Source organism: Microbacterium sp. GCS4, from assembly GCF_001262495.1.
In the GTDB taxonomy this organism is placed as follows: domain Bacteria; phylum Actinomycetota; class Actinomycetes; order Actinomycetales; family Microbacteriaceae; genus Microbacterium.
Map to the genome: position 1 here is coordinate 1,196,094 of NZ_LGYE01000001.1, position 10,812 is coordinate 1,206,905.

Annotated in this window: 8 protein-coding genes and 1 tRNA gene; 1 reads left to right on the forward strand and 8 read right to left on the reverse strand. The window is 66.2% G+C overall.

Going from position 1 to position 10,812, the window contains the following annotated elements; all coding sequences use genetic code 11:
- Positions 1–24: 24 nt before the first annotated feature.
- From AKH00_RS05840 to AKH00_RS05870, 7 genes are all read right to left on the reverse strand, one after another.
- The gene (locus AKH00_RS05840; protein ID WP_050721696.1) at positions 25–1,176 is read right to left on the reverse strand and encodes an ABC transporter permease; all 1,152 of its coding nucleotides are present in this window, start codon (positions 1,174–1,176) and stop codon (positions 25–27) included.
- Positions 1,173–1,853, reverse strand: a complete 681-nt coding sequence (locus tag AKH00_RS05845; protein WP_082297425.1) for an ABC transporter ATP-binding protein — start codon at positions 1,851–1,853, stop codon at positions 1,173–1,175. Before AKH00_RS05845 ends, AKH00_RS05840 begins: the two co-directional genes overlap by 4 nt.
- Positions 1,846–2,967 (reverse strand): hypothetical protein, encoded by a 1,122-nt coding sequence (locus tag AKH00_RS05850; protein WP_152926104.1) that lies wholly within the window; start codon positions 2,965–2,967, stop codon positions 1,846–1,848. Before AKH00_RS05850 ends, AKH00_RS05845 begins: the two co-directional genes overlap by 8 nt.
- The gene (locus AKH00_RS17975) at positions 2,960–3,877 is read right to left on the reverse strand and encodes a hypothetical protein (RefSeq protein WP_050721699.1); all 918 of its coding nucleotides are present in this window, start codon (positions 3,875–3,877) and stop codon (positions 2,960–2,962) included. The genes AKH00_RS05850 and AKH00_RS17975 overlap by 8 nt, the downstream gene beginning before the upstream one ends.
- 10 nt (positions 3,878–3,887) lie before the next feature.
- Positions 3,888–4,229: a hypothetical protein gene (locus AKH00_RS05860; protein ID WP_050721700.1), complete on the reverse strand. Its 342-nt coding sequence runs from the start codon at positions 4,227–4,229 to the stop codon at positions 3,888–3,890.
- Positions 4,230–4,870: 641 nt separating this feature from the next.
- Positions 4,871–4,955, reverse strand: a tRNA-Tyr gene (locus AKH00_RS05865).
- A gap of 86 nt (positions 4,956–5,041) precedes the next feature.
- Positions 5,042–5,962: a carbohydrate kinase family protein gene (locus AKH00_RS05870; RefSeq protein ID WP_050721701.1), complete on the reverse strand. Its 921-nt coding sequence runs from the start codon at positions 5,960–5,962 to the stop codon at positions 5,042–5,044.
- 80 nt (positions 5,963–6,042) lie between these two features.
- On the opposite strand from AKH00_RS05870, the gene AKH00_RS05875 reads away from it, so the two are divergent.
- The gene (locus AKH00_RS05875; protein ID WP_050722077.1) at positions 6,043–6,627 is read left to right on the forward strand and encodes a hypothetical protein; all 585 of its coding nucleotides are present in this window, start codon (positions 6,043–6,045) and stop codon (positions 6,625–6,627) included.
- A 228-nt stretch (positions 6,628–6,855) separates the two neighbouring features.
- Here the strand turns inward: AKH00_RS05875 and rpoC are convergent, their stop codons facing one another.
- Positions 6,856–10,731 carry a DNA-directed RNA polymerase subunit beta' gene (gene rpoC / locus AKH00_RS05880; RefSeq protein WP_050721702.1) on the reverse strand — a complete coding sequence of 1,292 codons (3,876 nt, stop codon included), beginning with the start codon at positions 10,729–10,731 and terminating at the stop codon, positions 6,856–6,858.
- Positions 10,732–10,812 lie beyond the last annotated feature (81 nt).

Sequence of the window (10,812 nt, forward strand, 5' to 3'; positions counted from 1 at the left end):
GGAAGCATGTGCCGATACCAGCCGTCAGGCGCGCAGGAGTTCGCTCGGGGAGACTCGAGTCGCGGCCCACGCGGGGATGAGCGCACTGATGCATCCCAGTACCGCTGCGGCGCCGGGTAGGACAAGCAGAACCGTGGGCAGGATGAACATGGGGTATGACCCTGCGCTGACTGCGGCCGCGACGAGTGTGCCGACAAGGAATCCGACAACCCCGCCGAGTGCGCCGACGATGGTGCCTTCTACGACGATCTGGCCGGAGACGAAGGACCGGGTGTACCCCAGGGCAAGGTAGAGGCCCATCTCTCGACGACGTTCCGTCAGCGACGCGAAGGTCGTGGCGGCAAGCGTGAGGAAGGCCGTGGCGCCGGCGATGATTCCAATGAGACCGGTGAGGCTGGTGCCTCTGTTCAGAATCTCGGTTCGCAGTTCTTGTGCACTAGGGGAACTGAGCACGGTGACCGTATCCGGAGCCGCGGGTTCTATGGCGAGTGCGATTCGCTGCTGGAGGCGTTTGGTCACGTTCCCCTCGGTGGACACGGTGATGACCCGGTTGTCCGGAAGATACCCGCCGGCCTTCGCGGAGTCAGGCGGGAACACCACACTGGCCGACATCCATGCCTCGTCGCTCGCGATGATCCCGATGACCGTGAACTCGCGCCCGTCGATGAGCACGGGGCCAGCTGCCACATCCGGGTACTCCAGCTCCCTGGCAACACGAGTACCGAGATAGACGACGCCCTCCTCTCCGGAGATGACTTCGTCTGCGCCGAGGCCACCGGACTTCACGGTCGCGTCGCCCGTTCGCAGTCCGCTGGGTGTGGCCACCCCGATGGCGGACTCGACCGTCCGATCCGTCCTCGGGTTCGTGATGACGACGGAACCGTCGGTGCGGTCCGGGGGGACGAGTGTGCCTGCGTCAACGACCTGCGGTTGGGAGCCCAGCACGCTGAGGAGCGTTGATTCCTCGGCCTCCCAGGAAGTTGCAGGGAGCAGCACGGTGATGCGGGAGCTTGTGGCCGACTCCAGTCGGGCGGTGACGGCCTCAGACGAGCCGACCGCTAACGATGACGGGATGACGACCGCGGCAACGCCTGCGCCGACGACAACGAGGGAGACGAGGTTTCGTCGCCATCGTCGGATGACGGATTTCACCGCGAGGCGCACCGTGCCGCTCACGAGGTGACGCTTTCAGCCAGACCGTCCCGGACGCGTATCCGCCGCATGCATCGCGCGGCGAGTTCCTCGTCATGTGTGACGATGACGACCGCGGTGGACGGTGACACGGAGGAGAGCAGGGCGTCGACCACTATCGCCCCGTTTGCACTGTCCAGGTTGCCGGTGGGCTCATCACAGAGGAGAAGGCGCGGCTCACGGACGAGCGCTCGGGCGATGGCCACCCGCTGCTGCTCGCCTCCGGAAAGAGTCCGCGGGTAGGCGTCACGGTGGTTGGTGAGGCCGAGCGCTGTGACATGTTCGCGGACGCGTGCCCGCCGAGATGCCGGCTTCTCATCTTGTTGGTGCAGCCCCAGCGTCACGTTCTCTTCAACAGTCAGGTGGGGTACGAGGTGGAACGCCTGGAAGATGAACGAGATCTCCGCGCGTCGAGCGTGAGCAACAGCCCGGGGCGTGACCGAGAGGGCGTCGCGTCCGAGGATGTCGAGCGTGCCTGCGGTGGGGGTCTCCAACATTCCCAACATGCTGAGCAACGTTGTCTTGCCGGATCCGCTGGGCCCCACGATGGCGACGGACGTGTTCGCTTCGATGGTGAACGTCGCAGACCTGACCCCCTGCTCGCCCGGCTCGAACACTCGGCGCGCATTCTCGGCGGTGACGAGGGCGCTGGGCTCATCCAAGGAGGATGACCTTCATGCCGTCGACGATTCCCTCGCCAGTGACTGCACAGTATCCACCCGCGCAGAGTGTGACCTCGACGGGGCGGTCACGACCCTTGCCCGATCCCGATGAAGGTTCCCGTATGAACGTCGCTCCGTCGGCGGTCTCACGGATCGCGGTCGATGGCACTCGCAGCGCGTCCTCGGGCGAGCTTTCGACGATGACTTCCGCAGTTTCTCGGAGGTCTTGTTGCGCCTCAGCGGGGATACCGTCGAGCACGTACCACCGCCGCGAATCGCTCGCATCCGTCTCCTCCTCATCCGAGACATCAAGGATGGGCGTGGTGGGATCACCGATGGTCGCGGGGATCTCTGCACCGGAGGACGTCGACAGGGTCAGGGCAAGGCCGGTGAGATCCTGCTCAGCATCGCTGGCTACGGCAACTGCCGTGCTTTGAGAGTTCAGGACGCATTTCAGGCTGTCTGCTGTCTGTCCCACCCGTCCGCAGTCGCTCCCGACGATGACGGGTGTCGAGGCAGCGAAGACATACCGAGACAGCGGAAGGCCCGTGTCGCGCCAGTTCTCCGCGCGTGCCCCGTCGGCCGTGACGACGGCGAAGTTGCGGCTCTTGTAGTGCTCGAAGAGGGCGCCGGCAGTGGACGGCCCGAACACGCCCGCCTTGTCGTCGATGGTGAGGCCAGTTCGACGGAGGTACTCCTGCAGCTGGGCGACGTCTCCGCCCTCAGCGCCCTGAGCCAGGCTGCGATACGCGGGAAGCGCCCCTTGAATCACTATGACCGGTTGTTCGCTCACACTCAGCAGCACCCCGCCGTCGTCAACCGTCGCCGGTGCGACGCCAGTGACGATCCCGACGCCGAACTGCGCTGCGGGAACCTCCAACGTCGACAGGGGCCTCGTGTGCACGTCAACCGATAGCGCCTTCTGCACCGATCCCGTATCGACGGATGCGACCACATCTACGGGCGCTTCGTCGGTCGCCTGGGTGACTTGGAAGTTGCCGACACCGATGACGACCAGCACTCCCACTGAGGCGACCGCGATGACCAGCGCGGTGACAACCGAGGCGACGGTGATGAGAACTGATGCGCGTGCTCGCCGCTTCATGTCACCCATTGATGATGTCGACAGCTCGCTCCTTCACGAGCTGCAGCTCCTCCTGCATCGCCAGAAGCCTACCCTCGTTGGCTTTCAACCAATCGGCGGACTGGCTCGCGAAAGTGGAAGCGACAGTGTCACGGAGGTCCACCTCGGTCTGACAATTGAAGTCCGCTTCCGCCAGCGCCTGCTCCTCAGAGCTGGGGGCTTCCCCGGGGGCGCGGTAGGTCCCGAAAAGTTCTAGCGCGAGCGCCGGGGCGTCGAAGTCGTTGACGTCGTAGCCCTGCGCGTCCATGCACTTTTCGTAGTCGGGCGCGAGCGCAGAGACCTGGGCGTCACGTTCGTTACCGGCGTCGCCCGCGGTCGACAGATACTCGTTCACGAGGCCCGCGAACGCCAGCGCGTCCTCGACGGAGCCGTACAAAGCTGTCTGAGCGTCGGCGATGCAGCCTTCCTTTGATGTGGAGAGCTTCATGCCGTTGTCGAGGCTGACTTCGATCTGCTCCCCGCCGTCGGGACCGAACAGCGCGCTGTAGTACTTCTCACGGTCGCTGCTGCTCAACGACTTCTCCCACTCGCTGACGACATCCGCTCCCTCGCTGATGGTCGTGGCGTACCCCGTCCGTCGAGCCTCGTCTGCGGACGAGAACAGGTTCGACAGCCCGTAGGACAGCGGGGTGGACTGCGCAGCATCCGAGTCGAACGGCATGTTCAACCCGGCTGCTCGCACGCATTCTTGAACGCTGAGCGCTTGGGCGATGCTGATCTCCGGCGGAAACGCGGTGAGGGTAGATGCGGCATCGAGTGTCTCCTCGGAGATGTCGCCTGCGTCTGCCCCTCCGGTGCAACCGGCAAGAAGTAGGGCCGAGCCCAGGCCCGCAACCATGATGAGGTTGCGGACCTGAACCCGAGAGTTGATGCGTGTCATGAAGGTGTGCTCACGCCTTGCGGTAGTGATCGATCTTGTTGTTGTTGCCGCTGAAGCTGCTTACGCTCGCGCCGGCGGGGATGTACGCCAGCGTCTCCTCCTGACCGAACGCGGTGTTGTTCTTCGCGTTGTAGTTCTTGCTGGTCTTGTTCTGCGCGGAGTTGGTGACGTCGTCGGGAACCTCGACGAAATCGCCGTTTCCTCCCTGCCAGGTCGTTCCGCCGTAGCTGTTGGCGTCGTACGAGCACATGTTGCTGGTGTTGCATGTCGCCGCGTGAGCGGGGGCGACTCCGAGGCCGACCATCAGAGCGGCTGCGGCAGCTGCGGTGATGGCGCCGGTCTTCTTCTTCACAGCGGTTCTCCTTGAATCAGGGGCTATGAGTGAATGAGGCCTCAGGGTCTTTCTAGCTGTGGATGACGCCGTCGTCTGTCCGCCATATGGGGGACACGGACACGCAGAGTAACGGGTCGTCAGGCAAGTCGGGCAGAGATCCTCCGGAGCACCGGCGGACACGGCCCGTGATTTGTCCGGTTCAGAGTGCATTTGCGAGCGAGACCAGTGGCGGGCGCACATCGAGGGACGACTCGGAATAGCAACCTTGAAGCATTCTGAGATACCGGAATGAAACTGCCGAGTTCGGATATCCCGCGCCGGATCATCTCCCTCCGTCCATGACGAAGCCATCGTCGTCACCGTCGACTCCGGTGGACCTCCTCACAGGATCTACCCTCGATGCCATCGAGAACGACCAGCGCAGAAAGCGACTGCGCTCTGGAAACCGGGCTGCAACCGTTCACGATGTCCTCGACACCAAAATGGTTCTGATGAGTTGCGACAGAGATCGCTGCCATCACGGTCCGGTAGCGGCTGACCGGGGACAGTCTGCATGGGGTCACGATCGCCTGCCGGGCTACTGGCGCAACGACAAGAAGGAGCCCGGCCGATGGCCGGGCTCTTCCTCCAACATGTCGCCTATGACGCGACTCAACACATGGTGGCGAGTGAGGGATTCGAACCCCCGAATGCAGTGCAGTCTGATTTACAGTCAGATCCCTTTGGCCGCTTGGGTAACTCGCCAATGCGCGCCCGTCCGACTTCTTCAGCCAACCGGGGGCACGAGTCACAATCATACCTGTCCGCGGCGACCCTGAGAAATCGAGGGCTCAGCTGCCGTGCACGCCCCTCTCGGACTCGCGCAGCGACTCCGGCGTCCGCAGCAGGCCGCCCTCCGCGCGGACGGTCGCCGCTGCGACCTCCATCGCACGATCGAGCAGTTCCTGCCAGCCTTCGACTGCCCCAGGCGTGCCGTCGACCAGCCCCGCCGACACCGCTGCAAGGGTCGCATCGCCCGCGCCGACCGTGTCGACGACGCGGCCGGGCAGCGTCGCGATCGGCGCGCGTACCGCGCCGGCATCCGTCTCGAGGATCGCGCCATCCGCACCCGCAGTGGCGAGCACGGCGCGCACGCCGAGTCCGCGCAGCCGTGTACGCAGGGTGTCGAGGTCTCCGTCATAGAGCAGGGCCGCGTCATCCGCCCCGACCTTCACGATCGCCGTGTCGGCAACGAGGCGCTCGAATCCGCGCACGAACTCGGCGCGGTCGCTCAGCATGCCCGACCGCGGGTTCGGGTCGATCGCGAGGCGCGCGCCGCCCACGGCATCCGCGAGCGCGTCGACCTCGTCCGGAACATCGAACGGGAAGCAGCTGATCGCGACCAGCGACGCCTGCGCGATCGCCGTCCGCGCTTCCTCGGAGTACCGGATGCTGCGCCGCTGCGCCGCCTCGTTGAAGAGGTACACGGGTTCGCCGTCGGACCCGCGTTGCACGATGGCGCGGGACGACCCGCGCGGAGCCGGCGTCTCGATCAGACGCACCCCGTGATCGACCAGGTACTCGCGGATGTGCGCTCCCGCCTCGTCGTCGCCGACCATCGCGATGAGCGCGGTGTCGACGCCGAGACGACGGAGTCCGACCGCGACGTTGAGGGCCGCGCCGCCGACCAGCTCGCGCACGCCGGCGTCATCCCGGATCTCGTCGATGAGGGCGTCGCCGATGACGACCGCTGCGGGGGAATCAGTGCTCATTCAGCCGAGACTACCGGCCCGGGGAGCGCGATACGCCGCGAATGACGGCCCGCGGCGACGGGGGCGAGTACGGTGGGGCCATGAATGGTCGACTCGCCGCCGCAGCAGCGGCCCTCCTGCTCACCGCCGTGCTCGCAGGATGCGGATCGACCGGCGCGGATGCCGACAAGCCGTCCGCCTCACCCGAGCCCTCGGCGACCTCGACGCCGGAGGGCTCCCCCTCCCCCACGCCGACCCCGACGACTTCGCAGATCGCACTGCCCACCGACTGCCGCGCGATCCTCTCCGACGACGTGCTCACCCAGCTCGACGGCATCCCCCTCAACGACGCCGCGTTCGGCCCGTCAGGCGTAGGCGACGACGGCACGCTCACCTGCATCTGGGGCGACCCGCGCGCCGACACGACCAACCTCGTGACCACCATCTCCCACGAGGACCGCGGCCCGGCTCTCGACATGCTCAACGCCCTGGTCGCGAACGAGGGCTTCACGTGCTTCACCCCCGACGGCGGCACCCGCTGCGAGAAGACGTTCCAGAACCCGCAGTATCCCGTCACCGACGGTCGCACGCTCTTCTATCGGGATGACGTGCTCATCGACACGCGCTACTCGAACCTCGCCCCCACGGGCTACACCGCCAGCATCGTCGCGCACCTGTTCGGCTGACGACCGGGCGCACGCTCGCGCCCACCCGGGCACACGCTCGCGCCCACCCTGGCGCACGCTCGCGCCCACCCGGGCACAACTTCGGATGCCGCGCGCGACACGCCGCCCCGGCATCCGTCCGCCCGGCGTGTCGTCGCCGACCTCCGAATCCGTGCCCACCCGACACAGCCCCGACGCACGAAGAAGGCCCCGGGCAGATGCCCGGGGCCTTCTCACTCACTCAGAACCTCAGTTGTAGGTTCCCGGCGTGATGTCGTCCGTCGAGAACGCGTCGAAGTCGACGTAGCCGAAGTCGCCGTCGGCGTACGCCCCGTCGGATGCGAAGATCCGGTTCGGGTAGCGCTCGCTCTTGGCCTCCTCGGTCGCCTCCACCGTGACGTCGCGGTACTTCGAGAGTCCCGTTCCGGCAGGGATGAGCTTTCCGATGATGACGTTCTCCTTGAGGCCGACGAGCGGGTCGCGCTTGCCCTCCATGGCGGCCTGCGTGAGCACGCGGGTCGTCTCCTGGAAGGAAGCGGCCGACAGCCACGACTCCGTCGCGAGCGACGCCTTCGTGATACCCATCAGCTCCGGACGGCCCGACGCGGGGCGCTTGCCCTCGGCCACGGCCTCACGGTTGATCGACTGGTAGCGCTTGAGGTCGACCATCTCACCCGGCAGCAGGGTCGTGTCGGCGTGATCGACGACCGTGACCTTGCGGAGCATCTGACGGACGATGACCTCGATGTGCTTGTCGTGGATCGGCACACCCTGCGAGCGGTAGACGCCCTGGACGCCACCGACGAGGTACCGCTGCACCTCGCGGGCACCCATGACGCGCATGACCTCCTTGGGGTCGAGCGTGCCGACCTGCAGGGGCTGACCGACCGTGACGTGCTGGCCGTCCTCGACGAGGAGCGTCGCACGCTTCAGCACCGGGTAGACGACGGGCTCGTCGCCGTTGTCGGGCGTCAGGATGACCTTCTTGGCCTTGTCGGTCTCGTCGATGGTGATGCGGCCGTCGGCCTCGGCGATCGGCGACGCACCCTTGGGGGTACGAGCCTCGAAGAGCTCCTGCACACGGGGCAGACCCTGCGTGATGTCGTCCGCCGATGCCGAACCACCGGTGTGGAACGTACGCATCGTCAGCTGGGTACCGGGCTCACCGATCGACTGAGCCGCGATGATGCCGACGGCCTCGCCGATGTCGACCGTCTTGCCGGTCGCGAGCGAACGGCCGTAGCACTGCGCGCAGACACCGACGGCGGAGTCGCAGGTCAGGACCGAGCGCACCTTGATGGTCTCGACACCCGCCTCGACCAGCTTGTCGATGAGCACGTCGCCCACGTCGTCACCCGCAGCGGCGAGGACCTCGCCCTTGCTATCGACCACGTCGGACGCCAGCGTACGGGCGAACACCGAGTTCTCGACGTTCGCGTCGCGCACGAGCTCGCCCTGCGAGTTCGGAGCGGCGATCGGGAGCTCGAGGCCCTTCGACGTGCCGCAGTCCTCTTCGCGGATGATGACGTCCTGCGAGACGTCCACCAGACGACGGGTCAGGTAACCCGAGTCGGCGGTACGCAGAGCGGTGTCGGCGAGACCCTTACGGGTACCGTGCGTTGCGATGAAGTACTCCGCCACCGACAGACCCTCGCGGTACGAGGAGATGATCGGACGCGGGATGATCTCACCCTTGGGGTTGTTCACCAGGCCTCGCATACCCGCGATGTTACGGATCTGCAGCCAGTTACCACGGGCGCCCGAGGACACCATGCGGTTGATGGTGTTGTCCTGCGGGAAGTGCGCCTTCATCGCGGCCTGCACCTCGTCGGTCGCCTCGGTCCAGATCTTGATGAGCTCCTGACGACGCTCGGCGTCGGTCGTGAGGCCCTTCTCGTACTGGGACTGGACCTTCGCGGCCTGCTTCTCGTAGCCGGCGACGATCTCCGCCTTGTTCGGCGGGGTGAGGATGTCGCTCAGGGCGACGGTCACACCCGAGCGCGTGGCCCAGTAGAAACCGGCGTCCTTGATGCGGTCCAGCGACGCAGCGGTCTCGACCTTGGGGTACTCCTCGGCCAGCTTGTTGACGATCTGCGACAGCTTGCCCTTGTCGGCGACCTCGCGGACGAAGGGGTAGCCCTTCGGCAGCGCGTCGTTGAAGATGGCCTGACCCAGCGAGGCGTCGACGAGGCCGTGGCGCTCGTAGCCCTCGGGAGCTTCGCCCTCGAGGAACGTCAGACCCGGGATGCGGATGCGGACCTTGGCCTGCAGGTCGAGGGTGCCCTCGTCCTTCGCCAGGATCGCCTCGCCCACGGAGCCGAACGCACGACCCTCACCGGCAGCGCCCTCCTTGACCGTGGTCAGGTGGTGCAGACCGATGATCATGTCCTGCGAGGGCAGGGTGACCGGACGGCCGTCGGACGGCTTCAGGATGTTGTTCGACGCGAGCATCAGCACGCGGGCCTCGGCCTGAGCCTCGACCGACAGCGGCAGGTGCACGGCCATCTGGTCACCGTCGAAGTCGGCGTTGAACGCCGCGCAGACGAGCGGGTGCAGCTGGATGGCCTTGCCCTCGACGAGCTGCGGCTCGAACGCCTGGATGCCGAGACGGTGCAGCGTGGGCGCACGGTTCAGCAGCACGGGGCGCTCGCGGATGATCTCCTCGAGCACGTCCCAGACCTCGGGACGCGTGCGCTCGACGGCGCGCTTGGCGGCCTTGATGTTCTGCGAGTGGCCCAGGTCGATCAGGCGCTTGATGACGAACGGCTTGAAGAGCTCCAGAGCCATCTGCTTGGGCAGACCGCACTGGTGCAGCTTCAGCTGCGGGCCGACGATGATGACCGAACGGCCCGAGTAGTCGACGCGCTTGCCGAGCAGGTTCTGGCGGAAACGACCCTGCTTTCCCTTCAGCATGTCGCTGAGGGACTTCAGGGCGCGGTTGCCGGTACCCGTGACGGGACGACCGCGACGGCCGTTGTCGAACAGGGCGTCGACGGCCTCCTGCAGCATCCGCTTCTCGTTGTTGACGATGATCTCGGGGGCGCCGAGGTCGATCAGACGACGAAGACGGTTGTTGCGGTTGATCACGCGACGGTAGAGGTCGTTGAGGTCGGAGGTCGCGAAGCGGCCACCGTCGAGCTGCACCATCGGGCGCAGCTCCGGCGGGATCACCGGCACGACGTCGAGGACCATGGCGGCCGGGCTCATGCCGGTCTCCAGGAACGAGTTGACGACCTTGAGGCGCTTGATCGCACGGATCTTGCGCTGGCCCTTGCCCTCCGAGATCTGCAGGTGCAGGCTCTCGGCCTCGGCGGCCAGGTCGAACGCCGCGAGGCGGCGCTGGATCGACTCGGCGCCCATGTAGGCCTCGAAGTACTGACCGAAGCGGTCCTGCAGCTCGTGGAAGACGTCATCCTCGGGGCGCAGTGCGCCGACCTCGAGCGTGCGGAAGTCCTCCCACACGCGCTCGAGCTTGGCGATCGCCTCGTCGGCACCCTTGCGGATGAGCGACATCTCCTTCTCGGCGGCGTCCTTGACCTTCTTCTTGGCGTCGGCCTTGGCACCCTCGGCCTCGAGAGCCGCGAGCTCCTCCTCCAGCTTCGCCAGGCGCTCCGCGATCTTCGAGTCGCGGCGGTCGCCGAGCGTCTTCAGCTCGAGACGGATGTTGTTCTCCTGCGTGCCGAGGTCGCGGTGACGAGCTTCCTCGTCGACCGAGATGACCATGTAGGCGGCGAAGTAGATGACCTTCTCGAGGTCCTTCGGAGCCATGTCGAGCAGGTAGCCGAGGCGCGAGGGCACGCCCTTGAAGTACCAGATGTGGGTGACGGGAGCGGCGAGCTCGATGTGACCCATGCGCTCACGACGGACCGAGGACTTGGTGACCTCGACGCCGCAGCGCTCGCAGACGATGCCCTTGAAGCGGACGCGCTTGTACTTGCCGCAGGCGCACTCCCAGTCGCGGGACGGGCCGAAGATCTGCTCTCCGAAGAGACCGTCCTTCTCCGGCTTGAGGGTGCGGTAGTTGATGGTTTCGGGCTTCTTGACCTCGCCGTAGGACCACGCGCGGATGTGGTCTGCGGTCGCCAGGCCGATGCGAAGCTCGTCGAAAGTGGTGGACTCGAGCACTAGTTCTCCTGTGTCGGAATTCTGTTGAGAAATCGGGCTTCGGCGGGCTCAGCGGCGATGTGCGGCGCTGAGCCCGTCGAG